Source organism: Aerococcus sp. L_32 (genome assembly GCF_050689315.1).
Genome location: NZ_JBOEQF010000031.1, coordinates 1 through 17,873, shown reverse-complemented (window position 1 = coordinate 17,873; position 17,873 = coordinate 1). Strand labels below are relative to the sequence as shown.

The 17,873-nt window shown below is 38.8% G+C and carries 19 protein-coding genes and 1 pseudogene; 18 read left to right on the top strand and 2 right to left on the bottom strand.

Going from position 1 to position 17,873, the window contains the following annotated elements; translation table 11 throughout:
* The 7 genes and pseudogenes from ACRCJ0_RS03790 to ACRCJ0_RS03760 form a co-directional block, all read left to right on the top strand.
* Positions 1-118, top strand: a pseudogene (locus ACRCJ0_RS03790) (ABC transporter ATP-binding protein); the annotation flags it as partial.
* A 190-nt stretch (positions 119-308) separates the two neighbouring features.
* On the top strand, positions 309-479 hold the full coding sequence (gene yidD, locus ACRCJ0_RS03785) for a membrane protein insertion efficiency factor YidD (protein ID WP_431389539.1): 171 nt from the start codon (positions 309-311) through the stop codon (positions 477-479).
* 95 nt (positions 480-574) lie between these two features.
* Positions 575-895, top strand: coding sequence for a thioredoxin (gene trxA, locus ACRCJ0_RS03780; protein ID WP_271735428.1), 321 nt, complete (start codon positions 575-577; stop codon positions 893-895).
* Between the two features lie 22 nt (positions 896-917).
* Positions 918-1,223 (top strand): rhodanese-like domain-containing protein, encoded by a 306-nt coding sequence (locus tag ACRCJ0_RS03775; RefSeq protein ID WP_431389538.1) that lies wholly within the window; start codon positions 918-920, stop codon positions 1,221-1,223.
* Positions 1,223-2,875, top strand: a complete 1,653-nt coding sequence (locus ACRCJ0_RS03770) for an FAD-dependent oxidoreductase (protein WP_431389537.1) — start codon at positions 1,223-1,225, stop codon at positions 2,873-2,875. The genes ACRCJ0_RS03775 and ACRCJ0_RS03770 overlap by 1 nt, the downstream gene beginning before the upstream one ends.
* Entirely contained in the window at positions 2,875-3,171 is a 297-nt protein-coding gene (locus tag ACRCJ0_RS03765; RefSeq protein WP_026466286.1) for a rhodanese-like domain-containing protein, read from the top strand. Before ACRCJ0_RS03770 ends, ACRCJ0_RS03765 begins: the two co-directional genes overlap by 1 nt.
* Positions 3,171-3,431, top strand: a complete 261-nt coding sequence (locus tag ACRCJ0_RS03760) for a metal-sensitive transcriptional regulator (RefSeq protein WP_016896863.1) — start codon at positions 3,171-3,173, stop codon at positions 3,429-3,431. Before ACRCJ0_RS03765 ends, ACRCJ0_RS03760 begins: the two co-directional genes overlap by 1 nt.
* 149 nt (positions 3,432-3,580) lie before the next feature.
* Here ACRCJ0_RS03760 and ACRCJ0_RS03755 read toward each other — a convergent pair whose 3' ends face one another.
* Both ACRCJ0_RS03755 and ACRCJ0_RS03750 read right to left on the bottom strand, forming a co-directional pair.
* On the bottom strand, positions 3,581-3,949 hold the full coding sequence (locus tag ACRCJ0_RS03755; RefSeq protein WP_268402499.1) for a winged helix-turn-helix transcriptional regulator: 369 nt from the start codon (positions 3,947-3,949) through the stop codon (positions 3,581-3,583).
* Between the two features lie 107 nt (positions 3,950-4,056).
* Complete coding sequence (locus ACRCJ0_RS03750; protein WP_268402501.1) at positions 4,057-4,227, bottom strand: hypothetical protein; 171 nt, start codon at positions 4,225-4,227, stop codon at positions 4,057-4,059.
* Between the two features lie 149 nt (positions 4,228-4,376).
* Here ACRCJ0_RS03750 and ACRCJ0_RS03745 point away from each other — a divergent pair, with 149 nt between their 5' ends.
* From ACRCJ0_RS03745 to ACRCJ0_RS03695, 11 genes are all read left to right on the top strand, one after another.
* Positions 4,377-4,874 carry an LURP-one-related/scramblase family protein gene (locus ACRCJ0_RS03745; RefSeq protein WP_431389536.1) on the top strand — a complete coding sequence of 166 codons (498 nt, stop codon included), beginning with the start codon at positions 4,377-4,379 and terminating at the stop codon, positions 4,872-4,874.
* A gap of 178 nt (positions 4,875-5,052) precedes the next feature.
* On the top strand, positions 5,053-6,414 hold the full coding sequence (locus ACRCJ0_RS03740) for a Y-family DNA polymerase (RefSeq protein ID WP_431389535.1): 1,362 nt from the start codon (positions 5,053-5,055) through the stop codon (positions 6,412-6,414).
* A complete protein-coding gene (locus tag ACRCJ0_RS03735) occupies positions 6,407-6,877 on the top strand; it encodes a hypothetical protein (RefSeq protein WP_431389534.1) in 471 nt (156 codons plus the stop codon). The genes ACRCJ0_RS03740 and ACRCJ0_RS03735 overlap by 8 nt, the downstream gene beginning before the upstream one ends.
* Positions 6,878-7,025: 148 nt before the next feature.
* Positions 7,026-9,647, top strand: coding sequence for an ATP-dependent chaperone ClpB (gene clpB, locus ACRCJ0_RS03730; protein ID WP_431389532.1), 2,622 nt, complete (start codon positions 7,026-7,028; stop codon positions 9,645-9,647).
* Positions 9,648-9,934: 287 nt separating this feature from the next.
* A complete protein-coding gene (locus tag ACRCJ0_RS03725; protein WP_431389531.1) occupies positions 9,935-11,818 on the top strand; it encodes a beta-glucoside-specific PTS transporter subunit IIABC in 1,884 nt (627 codons plus the stop codon).
* Between the two features lie 4 nt (positions 11,819-11,822).
* Positions 11,823-13,274: a glycoside hydrolase family 1 protein gene (locus ACRCJ0_RS03720; protein ID WP_431389530.1), complete on the top strand. Its 1,452-nt coding sequence runs from the start codon at positions 11,823-11,825 to the stop codon at positions 13,272-13,274.
* Between the two features lie 20 nt (positions 13,275-13,294).
* Entirely contained in the window at positions 13,295-14,140 is an 846-nt protein-coding gene (locus ACRCJ0_RS03715) for a PRD domain-containing protein (RefSeq protein ID WP_431389529.1), read from the top strand.
* A 155-nt stretch (positions 14,141-14,295) separates the two neighbouring features.
* Positions 14,296-14,907 carry an NfeD family protein gene (locus ACRCJ0_RS03710; RefSeq protein WP_431389528.1) on the top strand — a complete coding sequence of 204 codons (612 nt, stop codon included), beginning with the start codon at positions 14,296-14,298 and terminating at the stop codon, positions 14,905-14,907.
* Positions 14,900-15,907, top strand: coding sequence for a flotillin-like protein FloA (gene floA / locus ACRCJ0_RS03705; protein ID WP_048726991.1), 1,008 nt, complete (start codon positions 14,900-14,902; stop codon positions 15,905-15,907). Before ACRCJ0_RS03710 ends, floA begins: the two co-directional genes overlap by 8 nt.
* The gene (locus ACRCJ0_RS03700) at positions 15,907-16,806 is read left to right on the top strand and encodes a hypothetical protein (RefSeq protein ID WP_431389527.1); all 900 of its coding nucleotides are present in this window, start codon (positions 15,907-15,909) and stop codon (positions 16,804-16,806) included. Before floA ends, ACRCJ0_RS03700 begins: the two co-directional genes overlap by 1 nt.
* A 250-nt stretch (positions 16,807-17,056) precedes the next feature.
* The gene (locus ACRCJ0_RS03695; RefSeq protein ID WP_431389526.1) at positions 17,057-17,812 is read left to right on the top strand and encodes a sugar phosphate isomerase/epimerase family protein; all 756 of its coding nucleotides are present in this window, start codon (positions 17,057-17,059) and stop codon (positions 17,810-17,812) included.
* Positions 17,813-17,873: the final 61 nt, after the last annotated feature.

The following is a 17,873-nucleotide window of genomic DNA, read 5'->3' as shown; positions in this document are numbered from 1 at the left end:
TGCAGATATTATTCTAGTCATGGACCACGGTAATATCATTGAACAAGGTAACCATGAGGCTTTAATGGCTGAGGGTGGCTTCTATGCGGATCTTTATAACAGTCAGTTTGCAAAATAGCATGTAACTTTAAATTTAAAAATAAGAGAACAGGTTGTAAAACTTCCTGTTCTCTTATTTTTTTTCTTCTGGAGCAATTCAGTTTCATATTTTCTCCCTTTCTTCAACACTGTGCATTATCCATTAAGAAAAAACTCTTTACAAATTATACCCCTGCGGGTATAATTTGTATACGCATGGGGGTATATAAATGAATAGCATCCTTTTACCAAGTATTAAAGATTATAAAAAAGAAATTTCACCGTTGCTTCCGCCAAGTTGTCGCGAGTATCTCACTTGCTCTCACTATGCTCTAGAAGGGGATGGAAAACACCGGGCAACAAAAGGGTCTCTAATGCAAGCTAGACGTATAATCCGGTGAAGTTCATTTGTTAAAGGTGGGTATCATCTAGTGCCAAGGACATTTTCAGTGAAAAGAAATAACAAACCAAAGATAAAATAGAGAGGAATAATCAAATGACAGTAAAAGTAACTGATACCACTTTAGCATCCGAAGTACAAGATGGGATTACATTAGTCGATTTTTGGGCGCCTTGGTGTGGACCATGTAAAATGCTCGGACCAGTATTAGAAGAATTAGCAGCAGAATTTGCACCTAAAATTAAAATTGCAAAGTTGAATATTGACGAAAATAATGTAACAGCCAGTCAACTGGGTATTATGAGCATTCCGACTATGGTTTTATATAAAGATGGTCAACCGGTTGAAAAAATAGTCGGCTATCAACCTAAAGAAGTACTGAAAGAGTATTTAATGGAAAAAGTAACCATAAAATAATCATCTATTGAGGAGACAAAATATGTTTTTTAAAAAAATACCTACGATTTCAACCACTGAATTGGAAGAGAAATTAACCGATAAACCGCAAATTATTGACGTGAGGGAACCACATGAATTTAAAAATGGTCATATTCCAGGAGCAAAAAATCTGCCATTGTCTAAAGTTGCTAACTACACGCCTAAAGGTCAAGTTTATGTAGTGTGTCAATCGGGAATGCGTAGTAAACGAGCAACGAAAATGTTACTGAAACAAGGGCATGATGTTATCAACGTCCGTGGTGGCATGATGGCCTGGACAGGAGCAAAAAAAGGGGGTAAGAATTAATGAGAATTGTCATTATAGGTGGTGTAGCAGGCGGAATGTCTGCCGCTACAAGGTTAAGACGGTTGAATGAAACAGCAGAAGTTATCGTGTTAGAAAAAGGGCCTTATGTGTCATTTGCTAATTGTGGTTTGCCTTATTATGTCGCTGGAGAAATCGATGAACGGACGGATTTGTTAGTTCAAACTCCAGAAACTTTGCAAGCAAGATTCGATTTAGATGTGCGCCCAAATAGTGAAGCTATATCTATCGATTCCAACAATAAAGAAGTGGTCGTGCAAACCAGTCAAGAAACATACACGTTGGGGTATGATAAATTAATCTTATCCCCAGGAGCAAAACCATTCATTCCACCAGCAAAGGGAATAGAAGAAGCAGAGAATATTTTTACCTTACGTTCCGTTCCCGATGTCGATGCGATTACCAACTTTATCAATATACACAACTCTAAAAAAGCAGTGGTCATAGGCGCTGGATTTATTGGGCTAGAAATGGCAGAAAGTTTAGCCCAACGAGGAATGGCAGTTACTATTGTGGAGAAAGCACCACATGTACTACCGCCCTTTGATGAAGAAATGGCAGCTTATATAAGGAAAGAATTAGTAGCTAATGGTATAAAATTGTATACAGGATTGGCTGCTGAATCATTTGAAGAAAAAGGTAAAATCGTAGTATTGGAAAATGGAGAACGCTTGGAGAGTGATATCACTTTAATGTCTGTCGGCGTAAAACCGGAAACAACGGTAGCTTTAACAGCGGGCGTCCAAACAGGTTTACGCGGTGGGATAGTCGTTGATGACCAATATGAAACTAGTCAAAAAGATATTTACGCTGTGGGGGATGCGATTGTCGTTAAGCAACAAATCAATGGAGAAGACACAATGATTGCATTGGCTTCGCCAGCTAATCGTCAAGGCCGTCAAGTGGCTGATGTTATTAGCGGATTAAAGCGCAAAAATAAAGGTAGCATAGGGACAGCGATTGTACGAGTGTTCAAAATGGCAGCAGCGTCGACCGGTTTGAATGAGCGCCAATTGCAACAAGGTGATGAGGCGTACGAAGTGATTCACATTCAAGGAAAAAGTCATGCTGGCTATTATCCTAATGCAAAAACTATTGTATTAAAGTTATTATTTCATCCGACCACAGGTAAAATTTATGGCGCTCAAGCCATCGGAGAAGACGGTGTAGATAAACGGATTGATATCATTGCTACAGCTATTAAAGCCGGAATGACGGTGCAAGAGTTGCCGGAATTAGAGTTCACTTATGCCCCTCCATTTGGTTCTGCTAAAGATCCTGTTAATATGGCTGGTTATGTAGCTTTAAATCTTATGGAAGGCATTAGTGAGTCTGTTCAGTGGTATGAATTAGAAGACAAGCAAGCAGAAGGATATTTACTGTTGGATGTTCGAAATGAAGGTGAACTGAAATCTAACGGCCGCTTAAAAGGTGCAGTCAATATTCCTTTAGATAGTTTGCGAGACCGCATGGCGGAGTTGCCCAAAGATCAACCGATTATTGTCAGCTGTCACAGTGGCCTGCGTAGCTATGCAGCAGAAAGAATATTGAAACAAAATGGCTACCAAGCCAAAAATTTAGATGGCGCATTTGCTCTTTACTCAACAGTGAAACCAGAAAAGGTGGTAAAATAATGTATAATTCAATATCAATGTCAGAATTCGAACAAAAATGGGAAAAAGAGAATCTTCCTTTAGTAGACGTTAGAGAAATCAACGAATGGGAAAATGGTCACCTGGACGGAGCAATCCATGTTCCTTTAAGTAATCTTTCAGCTGAAAAAAATAAATTGGATAAAAGCCAAGAGTATTATGTAATGTGCCACTCTGGAGCACGTTCTGCAAAGGCTTGTCAACAATTAGCACAAGAAGGATACAACGTGATAAATGTAATGGGCGGAATTTCTGCTTGGAGAGGAGAAATTGTTTAGTGGAGTACGATAAAAAAATTGTGAATCGTTTGAAACGTTCTGACGGTCAATTGCATGGCGTTTTGAATATGATGGAAGAAGGAAAAGATTGCGTGGATATTGTGACTCAATTATCAGCGGTTCGCTCTAGTATTGATCGTACGATTAGTTTAATTGTTGCCGAAAATTTAGTAGAATGTGTGCAAGAAAATATTAAAGATGGCAGCACAGGTGAAGAGCGTATTCAACAAGCAATTCAGTTACTAATGAAGAGTCGCTAGCCATGTGTTATGGCTTATGCTACATTAACGTGTAACAAAATTTTAAATGAATATAAACGTATAATATTGGAAACACAAAATAAGAGAACAGGTTGCTAAGATGCCTGTTCTCTTATTTTTTACTTCTATAGCAATCAACTTTCATATTTTTACTGTTCTTCAACTGAAGTTTCTGAAGGATTTTCTTTCAAAAAATCTCTAAAACTATCTCCCCAATCACAAATAGAAGTTACAACGGGTTCTAAGTGTAAACCAATTTCACTTAGTTGATACTCTACTTTAGGAGGTACAACCGGGTAGACAACCCTAGTAATGATTTGATCATCTTCTAATTCCCTTAATTGTCTGATTAACATACGCTGATTGACATCGGGAAGGTATCTTTGTATTTCACTTAGCCTTAATGGAGACTGTTGTAGCAAGCACCAGATAATCGCTATTTTCCACCGTCCACCTATAACGGATAAAGCCAAATCCTTGCTAGTGAAAAAAGTTTTTTCTTTATAATGAATGGTCATATAGTACCATCTCTTTCTATTGATGTTTTGTATATACTGACAAAAAAGTCAGTATTATCTAACGGATTATAATACGAGATTATGGAAAAGTAAAGCTGCTGTTGCACTTAATTTGACAATTGAAGCAATAAATATAAGCCGATAAGAAGTAAGAATAGCGTCAAGAAACCATGGACGATTTTTGTCGATTGAAATTCTTTGGGGTATTTAAATAAGAAGATATACCCATTAACGAAACCGGCGACAACGAGCAAGATAGCGAAAATAGTTAAATACATGATGACTCCTTTACTTATGATGATACTTTTATCTATTATACATTAAAATTAATTGATTTCGGTCTGAAGTATGAGTGATATCATGTGAATTTATCTTAGTATAAGGGTATAGTGATCGATGAGTTAACAGTAGAAAGGGTGATAAGATAGTGAAATTATATATGAAAAACCAATTACTATCGTTGAAACGTGACTTTAATTTGAAGAATGAAGATGGTGATCCTGTTTATAGAATCAAGAATAAATGGCTATCAATTGGCCAACAATTTCGCATTATTGACCTAGCTCAGGATAAAGAAGTGGCACAAGTTAAAGAGCAAATTATTGATTTAATGCCAACGGTAGATGTATACGATAAAAATAATAACAAGGTAGCTGAAATCCGCAAGAAGGTTTCCTTATTTAGAGATAACTACAAAGTAACGTCCTTAGATTGGGATGTTAAGGGGAATATCCTTGATTTTGATTTCCGTATTACGGATGAAAATGGCGACCGAATTGCCCGTATCGACCGTAAGTTGATTTCAATTCGCGACACTTTTGTGATTGATATTGAAGACCATGTGCCAGCTGATGTGGTGCCGATTATTTTAGGTGTAGTGATGGCGATTGATTTAGTAGTTGAACGAAAAAATGATGAAAAATAGCATATTATTTAAATAGTTGAGTGAAAAAGGCTGCGAATATAGTTCGTGGTCTTTTTAATTTATAGAAAAAAACTTTGAAACTACTTGTTTTTTGCGAACATACGTTCTATTATTATTTAGAACACACGTTCGATTTTTGGAATAAAAGATTAAATATCTAAACTAAGGAGGACTGAGGATGTTTGCAAATAATGTAACGTTTGATTATTCAAAGGAACCCAGTCGCGATATTTTGTGTATCGATTGTAAGTCATTTTATGCTTCGGTGGAGGCAGTAGCGCGTGATTTAGACCCATTAACGACCAAATTAGTTGTCATGTCCTACTATGATGAGGCTGGCGGTCAGAGTAAGGGTTCGGGTCTTATTTTGGCTAGCTCACCCGCCGCTAAGAAAGCCTTTAATATTTCCAACGTGACCCGGGCCCGTGATTTACCTTATCCCTATCCAGAAGATTTGGTGATCGCTCAACCGCGCATGCGTTTTTATATGGAAAAGAACCAAGAGATTAATCGGATCTATAAAAGCTACGTGGACGAAGCCAACCATCACGTATTTTCAATAGATGAGAGTTTCTTAGATGTGACGGATTCATTTCGCCTATTTAAGGTGAATAATGCATACGAAATGGCTCAGAAAATACAAAAGGATGTCTATGACCAAACCGGCATTTATACCACGATTGGCATTGGCGATAACCCATTTCTAGCCAAAGTGGCCCTAGACATTGGCGCGAAAAAGGAGGGCGATATGATTGCTGAATGGCGGTATGAGGATGTGCCGGATACCCTATGGCAGATTGCTGATTTAACAGAAGTCTGCGGTATTGGCCACCGAATGGCCCGCCGACTAAAGGGGATGGGTATTAATAATGTCTATGACCTCGCCCATTCTTCTTATCACGTATTAAAAGATAAATTAGGGGTCATGGGTGCCCAACTTTATGCCCATTCGTGGGGCGTGGACCGGTCTTTTCTCGGTACCCCTTATACCACCAAAGACAAGTCTATCGGCAACAGTCAAGTGCTACCAAAAGACTACACCGATAAGGCTGAAATTGCTGTCGTCGTCAAGGAAATGGCTGACCAAATTGGGACTCGTTTAAGACGAGCTGGCGCGCAAACCCAAGTTGTTGGTCTTGGCTTAGGCTATTCCATGGGCTACTTTGATGCAAGTGGTAAAAGGGGTATTCATAAGCAAATCAAGGTGACACCGACCAATCAAAGTAAGGTGATTGCTGAAGTGGCCTTATACCTGCTGTCCTTACTTTATGAAAACCAAGTCATCCGGCATATTTCTTTACACAGTGGCAACCTTGTTTACAATCAAGCAGTCCAATTAAATCTATTTGAAAGTGAAAACAATCAAGTAGCCGACTTGAAAACAGATGTGATTGTGGATACCATCCGTAAGAAATACGGTTTTAAGAGTCTGGTCTATGCCTCGTCTCTTAAAGCTGGCGGTCGGGCAATTGAACGCTCTAGTTTAGTCGGCGGACACGCTGGTGGTATGGCGGGTATCGAAGGTGAGGAGAATGGCTAAGCGGCTTGAACCTTGGGAACTCCCAAACGCTACAAGACGGGCCCAATTGTCATGGTTAAAAAAGCAGCGACACCCAAGGACCCGTAAACACTTCACGCCTTATAACGAATACGAGGACCGGACCTTTGGCATGAAGTGGGCTACTGCTTATGCCATGGATGAATTGGTCAAAGGCATTCAATCCAACCATAAGGATGCAGCTAAGGTATCTATCCCACTGCCAGAGATGACGAGGGAAGAGGTTGACCGAGTCTTGCAAGAAGCTTGGTTAAACCACTATCCTGTTTCTATTCAATTGTCTTTGAAAGATTATTTAGGTCGCTACCTTGACCATATCTTTGGCTGGTTTAATGGGGAGAGTAATTATTTCTATTTTTTAATCGGTAGTCGCAAGATTTTGTGGGATGATGTGCGCCATATTGAATTGGTCAAAGAAAGTAAGTGGTCACATATTGACCTTTAGTTTGATGTTTGTAGTCAAGTCTCGGTATAATATTGATATATCAAGGATTTTGATGGTTAAAAAAGGTCAAAAAATTTACTGATAAATGTTTGACCTATCCTGACCAAAGTGATATACTATAAGCATAAAGTAAAAGGAGTGATGTGAAATGGCAAACATGGAAATGACTACAACCTTACAAGAAGCCGTCGCAAATGCCCAACAAATTGCTATGACTCGTAAACATCAAGAAATTGGGATTCCCCATATGTTTACAGCGTTGGTGCAACCTGGAAACTTTGCTTATGACTTTTATGAAGATTTAAATGTGCCGATGGCAGCATTAACTGAAGAATTAAACCGTGAATTAGATGCAATTCCAGTGGTCCAAGGTACGAACGTACAATATGGTCAAGGAATATCACGTGGCTTGGGAGAATTAATTCAAAAAGCTCAAGTACGCGCGGAAAAACAAGGTGATGAATTTTTATCCACCGAAATGGTATTAGCAGCCATCAATGATGTATCTTATACTGACCTTGCAAAATGGTTTAAAAAACATCAAATTACTGCAAAAGCGGTAGAAGAAAAAATTGATAATTTGAGACAGGGTGATCATGTGACAAGTAAACAAGCAGAAGAAAATTACGAAGCTTTAGAGAAATATGGTGTCGATTTAGTCGAACAAGTTAAAGCAGGTAAAATGGATCCTATCATCGGACGTGATGAAGAAATTCGTGATGTAGTTCGTATCTTGTCTCGGAAATCTAAAAATAATCCGGTCCTAATTGGTGAACCTGGTGTAGGTAAAACCGCTATCGTTGAAGGTTTAGCCCAACGTATTGTGAAAAAAGATGTCCCTGACAATTTAAAAGACAAAACAGTCTTCTCATTAGATATGGGTGCCTTGATTTCAGGCGCTAAATACCGGGGTGAATTTGAAGAACGGTTGAAAGCAGTCTTAAATGAAGTGAAAAAGGCAGACGGACGGATTATCTTATTTATCGATGAAATCCACAACATTGTAGGTGCTGGTAAGACTGAAGGGTCAATGGACGCTGGGAACTTACTTAAACCGATGTTGGCTCGTGGCGAATTGCACTGCATTGGTGCCACAACCTTAGACGAATACCGTCAATACATGGAAAAAGACAAGGCTTTGGAACGTCGTTTCCAACGTGTTTTAGTGAAAGAACCAAGTGTTGAAGATACTATTTCAATCTTACGTGGTTTGAAAGAACGGTATGAATTGCACCATGAAGTAACGATACATGACCAAGCTTTAGTAGCGGCAGCTGAATTGTCAGACCGTTACATCACTGACCGGTACTTACCGGATAAGGCGCTTGATTTGGTGGATGAAGCTAGTGCTGAAATCCGCGTGCAAATGAATTCATTACCAACAGAATTAGACCAAGAACGTCGTCGTTTAATTCAACTAGAAATTGAAGAAAAAGCCTTACAAGAAGAAAAAGATGAAGCAAGTAAACGCCGGTTAGCTGACCTTCAAGAAGAATTAGCTGATGTCCGTGAAAAAACTAACCAATTAACCATGCAATGGCAAGTTGAAAAAGGCGGTATGTCTGATATCAACGCTAAACGTCAAGAAATTGACAATGCCAAACATGCCTTGGAACAAGCGGAAAATGAATACAATCTAGAAGAAGCAGCCAAATTACAACATGCGACTATTCCAACTTTGGAACAAGAATTGGCAGATATGGAAAAAGCCTACCACGAGCATGCAGACAAGAGCGCTGACCGTTTGGTAGAAGAATCTGTAACTGAAGACTCTATCGCAGCAGTCGTTTCAAGAGTCACTGGGATCCCCGTGACTAAATTAGTCGAAGGGGAACGTGAAAAATTGCTTCACTTAGATGACACCTTACATACACGTGTAGTAGGTCAAGATGAAGCAGTTGATAGCGTGACAAATGCGGTATTACGTTCACGTGCCGGTGTTCAAGATCCAAACCGTCCGTTAGGTTCATTCTTATTCTTAGGACCGACTGGTGTTGGTAAAACTGAGTTGGCTAAAGCCTTAGCTGAAGCCATGTTTGATTCAGAAAATAACATGGTCCGTCTTGATATGAGTGAGTACATGGATAAAATCAATGTGACCCGTTTAATCGGGGCAGCACCTGGTTACGTTGGTTACGAAGAAGGCGGTCAATTAACTGAAGCCGTCCGTCGTAATCCATATACAGTGGTCTTATTAGATGAAGTTGAAAAAGCCCATCCAGATGTATTCAATATTCTATTACAAATCTTAGATGACGGTCGTCTAACTGACTCACAAGGTCGAATTGTAGACTTTAAAAATACCATCATCATTATGACAAGTAACTTAGGATCAGATGCCTTGTTAGACGGTACTGATGAGAATGGCGAAATCGATGATGAAGCAAGAGAAGCTGTTCAAAGTGCTTTAAAAATGCACTTTAGACCTGAATTCTTAAACCGTATCGATGACACTATTTTATTCAGACCATTATCACACAATGATATGGACGGTATCGTACGCAAGATGTTAGCACAATTAAGCGACCGCTTAGCTAGCCAAGAAATTGCTGTAACATTTAGTGACGAATTAGTTAGCTGGATTGGTGATACTGCTTATGATCCACAATTTGGTGCACGACCATTGCGTCGTTTCATCACTAACCAAGTGGAAACGCCAGTAGCACGTGCGATTATTGCAGGTACTATTAGTAAACAACAAGCTGTTAATATCTCAATTGACGAAGATCATGAAATCAAGTTTGATGTGACACCCTTAGTCCAAAATTAAATCTATATAAAAAATAAGTAATAGATCAATTCTCCGCAAACGGGTAGTAAGACTAATTTGCGGAGAATTTTTCTACTTATGATAAATTATTTGAAATTAAAAATTAAAATAAGATGAAAATTGTATTTGCAAAATGATATGGATATGTTATGATAGCGTTAACATAAAAAGAGGCATGTGACTGGTAATGCAGGCAGGACCTAAACAAAAAATCTCTAACTGGCTAGAGGTTTATTGTTTAGGTCCTTTTTTCTTGCATAAGTCTGTGTCCAGAAAGGGTGATAAAGATGGATTATAAATATACTGCAAGTGAAATTGTAAATGGTATAGGTGGCAAAGAAAATATACGATATATGGAGCATTGCTCGACTAGGTTACGTTTCACCTTATTTGATGATAGTAAGGCCAATGTAGCAGAGTTAGAAGCAATTGATGGTGTAGTCGGTGTACGGCAAAATGTACAGACTCAGGTCATCATAGGTAATGAGGTAAATGAAGTTTATGCTGAAGTAGTGAAATTAGTTGGAAAATTAGACGGGCAAGAATCAGAAAATCAAGCTTCGACTGGTCAAGTAAAAACTAAAAAGAATATGGGGGCAATATTCTTAGATTTCTTAGTAGGTGTCTTCCAACCGTTAGTACCAGCAATTGCCGGTGGTGGGGTACTGAAATCACTGTTATTACTTATTTCGATGTTTGGCTGGATAAACGCAGAAGGCACAACATACCAATTATTAAATTTTATTGGAGATGCGCCACTTTACTTCCTACCCTTACTAGTAGCAATGACAACTGCTAAAAAATTGAATGTGAACCCAATAGTAGCGGTCTCAGCAGTAGGGGCTTTAATTTTACCAGGCGTCACAACGATGATAGCAGATGGTACGACCTTATTTACACTAGATGTACAAAATATTGCTTATACCTACCAAGTATTTCCAGCTATCTTGACAGTACTCTTATATGCATTAATGGAAAAAACATTCACCAAGTACTCGCCAAAAGCGATTAGAATATTCTTTGTACCAATGATGTCTATGGTTATTACAGTACCTATTGCACTATTATTTTTAGGACCACTTGGTTATCAAGTAGGGGAAATTATCTCAGCCATTATTATGTTCTTATATGAAAACTTAGGCTGGGTAGCAACAGGTATTTTAGCGGCCATTTTACCATTTATGGTATCTACAGGTATGCATAAAGCGATGCTACCTTATGCTGTATCAACAATGACAGCAATGGGTACAGAATTATTATATCTACCAGCTTCACTAGCACATAATATTTCTGAATCAGGCGCATGTTTTGCTGTAGCTATTAGAACAAAAGATACTAAAAAACGATCTACAGCTATTTCAGCAGGTATATCTGCCTTATTTGGTATCACAGAACCAGCTTTATATGGGGTTACAATACAAAATGCCAGTGTGTTAACGAGTGTTGTGATTGGTAGTTTAGTAGGTGGATTATTTGTAGGTTTTATGGGTGTTAGAGCTTTTGCTTTGGTTGGACCAGGCCTTGCAAGCATCACAATGTTCGCTGATCCTGAAAATGCAAGCAATCTTCTTTGGGCTTTTGCTTGTTTAGCTATCTCATTTGTTGTCGCTTTTGTTGCCGGACTATTCTTATATAAAGAAAAATCCCTTGAAGAAAATGTTGATCAGAAAAATAGTACACAATCTGCAAATAAAGCCACAATAACTGAAGATGAGGTGGATTTAGTTAGTCCAGTTGAAGGTGAATTAATCGCCCTTAATCAAGTCAAGGATGATGTATTTTCTACTGGATTAATGGGTAAAGGTATCGCTATAAAACCAACTAAAGGTGTCCTATATGCACCAGCAGATGGAAAAGTCAAAATGGTTTTTAAAACGCAACATGCACTAGGCTTTGAAACAGAAACAGGTATTGAATTACTGTTTCATATTGGTTTAGAAACCGTCCAATTAAAAGGTGAACATTTTGAAGCTCTTGTTCGCGAGGGAGAACAAGTCTCAGTTGGACAACCTTTAATCCAGTTTGAATTGGCAGCATTAGAAGAAAAAGGATATGATACCGTTGTAATGATGGTGGTACAGAATGCAGATAATTATCAATTCCAAGAAATCGGTTTGAATACAGCTGTTACAGCAGAAGATGTCGTCTTGAGTATAGAAAAGGAGCGTTAATAATATGAGTAAACAATTTCCAGATGGGTTTATGTGGGGTGGCGCCATTGCCGCCAATCAAGTTGAAGGTGGTTGGAATCAGGGGGGTAAAGGATTATCAGTAGCAGATATGGCCACTTTTAAGCGTAATGTCGATGTAAAAGAATTTTCAAAACATATGGCGATAACAAGTGAGTTTATTGAAGCAGCTAGTCAAGATGAGAGTGACGCTGATTATCCAAAACGACGTGGTATTGACTTCTATCATCGTTATAAAGAAGACCTCGCATTATTCGCTGAAATGGGCTTTAAAACTTTGCGTTTATCCATTGCTTGGTCTAGAATTTTCCCAACCGGTGAAGAAGCTGAACCTAATGAAGAAGGGTTGCAATTCTACGAAAATGTTTTCAAAGAGATGAAACGATTAAACTTAGAACCGATTGTTACTTTGTCACACTATGAGATGCCACTAGCCTTAAGTGTAAAATATAATGGCTGGGTAGACCGGTCAGTTGTAGATAGTTTTGTGAAGTTTTCAGAAGTATGTTTCCACCGCTATAAAGACTATGTAAAATACTGGCTAACATTCAATGAAATTGATAGTATTCATAGACATCCTTTTACAACAGCGGGTATTGTAGCAGATAAATCAGTAGCTGGTGAAGAAAAACAAGACATTTATCAAGCTTTACACCATCAATTTGTAGCATCAGCTATGGTGACAAAAAGTTGTCATGAAATTATTGCGGGTAGCCAAGTAGGTTGTATGATTACGAAATTAACCACCTACCCACTAACACCAAAACCAGAAGATGTGGAAGCGACTTTAAAGAAAAATCTAGAAAATTATTTCTATTCAGATGTGCAAGTATTTGGTGAATATCCGAAATTAATTTTAAAACAGCTAGAAAAAGAAGATATCCACATTCAAATGGCGGCGGATGATAAGGCGATACTAAAAGAAAATACTGTTGACTTTGTGTCATTTAGTTATTATATGTCAATGACAGAATCTACCGATCCAAATGCCGATAGAACACCAGGAAATACTGTTATTGGTGTGAAAAATCCATATTTACCAGCTACAGATTGGGGTTGGCAAATTGATCCAAAAGGGCTTAAAATATCTTTAATAGAGTTATATGATCGGTATAAAAAACCATTAATCATTGTTGAAAATGGTATGGGAGCTAAAGATATCGTTGAAGATGGTAAAATTCATGACCCCTATAGAGTAAAATATTTTAAAGAACACTTTGAACAAATGTGGGAAGCGATTGAAGAAGGCGTCGAATTATTTGGTTATACCTCATGGGGTCCTATAGATTTGGTAAGTGCTGGGACTTCACAAATGTCAAAACGTTATGGATTTATATATATTGATCAAGATGATGAGGGAAATGGTAGCTTAGATCGAATTAAAAAAGATTCATTCTACTGGTATCAAGGCGTTATTCAATCGAATTCAATTGACTAAAGAAATATTGGGGGCCGCATATGATTGAAATAATTAAAGTGCTAAATTCGAGTGTTGTACTCGTTAATTATAACGGTCAAGAGATGGTGGCACTCGGTAAGGGGATTGGCTTTGGTAAACGTCCAGGTGAGGAAGTATTGACTTCTGCAATCGATAAAATGTTTTATTCAGTTGATGATGAAAATATTTCTACTTATATCCAATATGCGGAGTCAATTGAGTCAATCTATTTTGAAGTCACACAAGAAACAATTGACTATGCTGAAAAGCTATTACAGGTAAAATTGAGTAATGGCGTTTATTTTACCTTAGCGGACCATCTACAATTTGCTATTGAACGGTTTCAAAAGGATGTACGGTTGAATAACCGTGTGCTTTGGGAAATCAAATTGTATTATCCACAAGAGTTTCAAGTTGGCCAATTTATGGTTGAACGCGTAGGTGATGTATTTGATTTAAATTTGCCAGAAGAAGAAGCGGCGAATATTGCTTTCCATATTATTAATGCTCGACAAGAGCATGAAGCGCAATTAGACACAGTCAAATCTGCAAAGATGATTAATAATATTGTCAATATTGTAAAATATTCGGTTGGCTTAGACGAAGCGGATAATCCATTACATTTCCAACGTTTTATTACACATGTTAAATATTTTGTCGAACGTATTTTGACAAACCGAATGTTGTTTGGAAAAGATGATGTATTATTCAACCATATTTATGATCAATACGGAGAAGCTGTTGATGTAGCGAATAAAATTAAAATGCATATTTTAACTTTTCAAGAGGTAGCGATTTCAGATGAAGAATTGATGTATTTGATTATCCATATTGATCGGTTACTTAAAGGTAAAAAAAGTCAATAATCATACCCTCACAGTTGTTAGTAAAGTAGGACTGTGGGGGTCTTTTTTCATATATGAACATAAGGGATAAAGCTACTGAAAATAAGCTATCATTATGAAAGCGGTCTTTCAATATGGTAAAATATACAGTATAGAAGATGGATGGAGGTGGAGAAATGGAGACAGTATTATTTTCCATTGGTATCCTAGCCATTATCGCTGGAATGATGACGCGTCATTATATGCTTGGAGGCATTGTGGGTGCGGGATCTTTCTTATTGTATTTTGGTTTGTATGACAATGGGTCTTGGTTGTCACTGATGCTTTTTGCTTTAGGGACAGTCTTGATTATTTCCGAAGTATTTTTACCTACTTACGGGATATTGGGTGTCGTAGGTTTGTTGATCGGTGCCTGGGGATTGATGGGACAGACTGCTGATATCGGCGACGCGGTGGTAGATTTAACGATTGGTGTTGTTGTGGGTATCGTGGCCTTTTATGTTTTAGTAAAGTTTGGTTACCGGATTCCTTTTAACGATCAAATCGTACTGAATACATCTTTGAATCGGGAGCGAGGTTATCAATCGCAGAGTGTGTCTGTTGCGGATTATGTTTCGCAAGAGGCTATAACGCTTACGCCACTGAGACCGACTGGGAAGGCAACTTTCTCGGACGGAAATATCTTAGAAGTGATGAGTGACAATGAAGTGATTGGTAGTGATGAGCAGGTGGTTGTTGTGAGGATTCGGAACAATCAATTATTAGTTAGGAGAGTGAACCATGAGTAGTTCGTATGGAAATGACACAAGTATTTGGGGAATTTTGGTTTTAGCCATTCTTATTCTAGTCGTTTTAATTTTATTCTTTACCTTTGTGCCAGTTGGCCTTTGGGTAACAGCTTATTTCTCTGGTGTTAAGGTGGGGATTGGCGATTTAGTCGGTATGCGTCTACGTCGGGTAAATCCAAATAACATTATTAAACCTTTGATTAAGGCGACGAAAGCCGGATTAACCATTGATCTAAATGATTTAGAGGCCCACTATTTAGCGGGTGGGGATATCAATATGGTCGTGGATGCCTTAATCGCAGCCCAACGCGCCAATATTGACCTAGAGTTTGAACAAGCTGCAGCCATTGACTTAGCGGGCCGTGACGTATTTGAGGCTGTTCAAGTGTCTGTTAATCCTAAAGTGATTGAAACACCCATTATTTCTGCAGTTGCGATGAATGGGATAGAAGTACGTGCTAAAGCGAAAGTAACTGTACGCGCTAATATTGAACGTTTAGTTGGGGGTGCTGGTGAATCTACTATCATCGCCCGTGTAGGTGAAGGTATTGTCACAACTGTTGGTTCAGCAGTGACACACTCAGATGTTTTGGAAAACCCAGATGCGATTTCACAAACTATTTTGCGAAAAGGGCTAGATTCTGGAACAGCATTTGAAATCTTATCCATTGATATTGCGGATGTAGATGTAGGTCGTAATATCGGGGCTAAACTACAAGCAGAGCAAGCCGAAGCGGATAAACGAATTGCCCAAGCCAAGGCTGAAGAGCGTCGTGCGATGGCCGTTGCCCAAGAACAAGAAAATATTGCGAAAACACAAGAAATGCGCGCGAAAGTTGTGGAAGCACAGTCTCAAGTACCAGAAGCCTTAGCTGAGGCCTTTAGAAACGGTAAAATTGGGGTAATGGACTACTACAATATGCAAAATATTCAAGCGGATACGAAGATGCGCGAAAGTCTTTCTGAAGGAGATTCTGAATACAATTCAGGTGATCAATAATGGAACTGATTGGAATTCTGATCTTCGCCTTTGCGCTAGCGCACAGCTTTTACAAGGATCATCAGAAGAAGCTGGAAGCAGAAGAGAAGGCGAAAGCGAAACGATTTGATGCTTCTAATCAACCTTCGCGGATGAGTGAAAACGGCGTGAATCGACAAAGAAACACGCGCCAAACCCAAGCTCGACAGACTCGACAAACTTTAAATCGTCAAAGTACCAGTCGCGGTAGACACCAAGAAGATAAGAAGCCCAAAACCTTGGCGGATTATCTAGCTAAAGCTCAAGAGTATTTAGATGAAGTAGATGCGGATGCGCAAAAGTCTTTTGAAGAAGCGAAGGCTGAAAAAATTCAAGTTACAAAGCAACAAGATCAAAGAAGAAATGCAAATCAACAAAATCGTGGTCAGCAGTATGCTAAACAAAATCAGGCTATGCGGGCACAGAACCGTCAAAACCAACATGCAACCTTAAACCAAGCTGAGGGCGGTCAAAGTACCGCGCTTGTTGGTGAAGGAACGGGTTGGGATGAGTCAGATGTATATGCTGACGGTCGTGGCTATTCTGCAGAAGGTAGTCGCTCTAATGAAGGTTCTGTACCTGAAAATGCAATGTCGAATGGTGATTATTTTGACCAAGAAATGGCTGCCAATGTCCTTGAGTTAGGGAAAGAATTGCAGCAAATGGATGAAATGTATGACCGTGAAGCGGACCGTTTTGATAGAGAAGTAGGCCAATTGTTTAAGAAAATGGAAGATCCAGGTAAAGATTTACGTGTGACGACTGAAAGCAAGAAAAAATCACGAAATCAACGCGAAATATTAGCTTTATCTAATCAAGATAACCTAAAACGTGGTATATTATTAAAAGAAATACTGGACAAACCAGTAGCTAAAAGATAGGTGTAACAATAGTCGCTTAGAGTTAACCGTCTCTAACGCATTTAGGTGAGTAAATGCTAAAGCACTAACTCGCCCATAAACTGGAACAAATGCCGAATAGACACTGCAAGTGTTTAGCGTATTTTGTGAAGTGTCGGACAATTCTGACTATGGGAACCTGATATCACGACTTTCTTAGCATGCAAAAGGGGCTGTGAGACAGCCCCTTTTAGCTTATCCGAATTTTTAAATCAGAAAGGATGTATCAAGAATGAACTGGGTTTTAAATGCAATTGCTTATGGTGACTTGATGGCGCAAGAAAATTTTGGTCAATTAGATATGATTGATTCTGTTAAAGGGTTGGGTTTTGACTATATTGAATTGAGAAGTGAGTACTTTGACGGTTCAGAACAAGAATTGGCGGACTTAAAAGCTGCAAACAAAGAAGCGGGCTTAACTGTTTTCCTTTCTGTGCCAGCACCTTTATTTGAAGATGGGCTATTAAATCCTGAATTAGAAGACTACTTTGAATTAGCCCAAGCGGTTGGTGCTGTACAATTGAAGGTCAATTTAGGTGCCTATAACCCAGAAACAGTGGTTGCAGATATGACGTTGGTCAATAAACTAATTGACCGATTCAGCATTTCCCTAACCTTGGAAAATGACATCACGCAAGCAACAGGCGCTAGCGACTATTTTAAAGCCTTTTTACAAGACAATGGTAACGATAAAGTGGGCATGTGCTTCGATGTGGGTAATTTCTTATACTTCGATGAAGATCCAGTATTAGCGGTGAAAAATGTCTTACCATTGGTACATTATGTCCACCTAAAACAAGTGGAACAAGCGACCAACACTAGTTTAGCAGGCTTATCGGTAGGGGACGTGGATATTGTTGCCATATTGAAAGAGATAGACCCAGCCATCCCCGTTGCGATTGAGTGCCAATATAAAGCTTCTGATATTGCGGAAGTTGAAGGACAAATCAAAAACGATATCGAAAATATCCTATCTGGCTTAAATTAGAAAACAGCTAGAAAGGCCTATGGAATGGCCTATATCCCTTGCTTGCAGGCCGGATGCATGG

Bases quoted from the DNA above. Each gene is read 5' to 3' on its own strand.
- ACRCJ0_RS03775 (WP_431389538.1), top strand. From the start codon at position 918: ATGTTTTTTAAAAAAATACCTACGATTTCAACCACTGAATTGGAAGAG.
- yidD (WP_431389539.1), top strand. From the start codon at position 309: ATGAATAGCATCCTTTTACCAAGTATTAAAGATTATAAAAAAGAAATT.
- ACRCJ0_RS03750 (WP_268402501.1), bottom strand. From the start codon at position 4,227: ATGTATTTAACTATTTTCGCTATCTTGCTCGTTGTCGCCGGTTTCGTT.
- trxA (WP_271735428.1), top strand. From the start codon at position 575: ATGACAGTAAAAGTAACTGATACCACTTTAGCATCCGAAGTACAAGAT.
- ACRCJ0_RS03715 (WP_431389529.1), top strand. From the start codon at position 13,295: ATGATTGAAATAATTAAAGTGCTAAATTCGAGTGTTGTACTCGTTAAT.
- ACRCJ0_RS03710 (WP_431389528.1), top strand. From the start codon at position 14,296: ATGGAGACAGTATTATTTTCCATTGGTATCCTAGCCATTATCGCTGGA.
- ACRCJ0_RS03695 (WP_431389526.1), top strand. From the start codon at position 17,057: ATGAACTGGGTTTTAAATGCAATTGCTTATGGTGACTTGATGGCGCAA.
- clpB (WP_431389532.1), top strand. From the start codon at position 7,026: ATGGCAAACATGGAAATGACTACAACCTTACAAGAAGCCGTCGCAAAT.
- ACRCJ0_RS03770 (WP_431389537.1), top strand. From the start codon at position 1,223: ATGAGAATTGTCATTATAGGTGGTGTAGCAGGCGGAATGTCTGCCGCT.
- ACRCJ0_RS03755 (WP_268402499.1), bottom strand. From the start codon at position 3,949: ATGACCATTCATTATAAAGAAAAAACTTTTTTCACTAGCAAGGATTTG.
- ACRCJ0_RS03720 (WP_431389530.1), top strand. From the start codon at position 11,823: ATGAGTAAACAATTTCCAGATGGGTTTATGTGGGGTGGCGCCATTGCC.
- ACRCJ0_RS03765 (WP_026466286.1), top strand. From the start codon at position 2,875: ATGTATAATTCAATATCAATGTCAGAATTCGAACAAAAATGGGAAAAA.
- ACRCJ0_RS03740 (WP_431389535.1), top strand. From the start codon at position 5,053: ATGTTTGCAAATAATGTAACGTTTGATTATTCAAAGGAACCCAGTCGC.
- floA (WP_048726991.1), top strand. From the start codon at position 14,900: ATGAGTAGTTCGTATGGAAATGACACAAGTATTTGGGGAATTTTGGTT.
- ACRCJ0_RS03735 (WP_431389534.1), top strand. From the start codon at position 6,407: ATGGCTAAGCGGCTTGAACCTTGGGAACTCCCAAACGCTACAAGACGG.
- ACRCJ0_RS03725 (WP_431389531.1), top strand. From the start codon at position 9,935: ATGGATTATAAATATACTGCAAGTGAAATTGTAAATGGTATAGGTGGC.
- ACRCJ0_RS03700 (WP_431389527.1), top strand. From the start codon at position 15,907: ATGGAACTGATTGGAATTCTGATCTTCGCCTTTGCGCTAGCGCACAGC.